The following is a 296-nucleotide window of genomic DNA, read 5'->3' on the forward strand; positions in this document are numbered from 1 at the left end:
TCCGCTTCTCCGCGGACCGCCACGCCGCCTGGACCGATGGTCTCCACGACGACGAGACCTGGTGAGTTCCGGGTCAGCGCTGGGCGTCGACCGCCTCTGGGGGCCGAATGACCTCGGGCCCGAGCAGGAGCAGTTCCGTCGCGGACACCATCGCGTCGTAGTAGGCATCGGCGTCCATCATCTCGGTGCCTGCGAGTCCCAGTAGCTCGGCGTAGAGCGCGCCGTCGAGCAGGTGCCAGGCGGCGAGACCGCTGAGCATCGTCTGCTCGCGAACCTCGACTCCGGCCATCATCTCC

The 296-nt window shown here is 68.6% G+C and carries 1 protein-coding gene; it reads right to left on the reverse strand.

Features of this window, described 5'->3' with window-relative positions:
• Positions 1-73: 73 nt before the first annotated feature.
• Positions 74-296 (reverse strand): hypothetical protein (locus BN358_RS13420; RefSeq protein ID WP_198018498.1); only part of this gene is annotated, 223 nt, incomplete at its 5' end.

It is taken from the genome of Sedimentibacter sp. B4 (assembly GCF_000309315.1).
Classification (GTDB): domain Bacteria; phylum Bacillota; class Clostridia; order Tissierellales; family Sedimentibacteraceae; genus Sedimentibacter; species Sedimentibacter saalensis.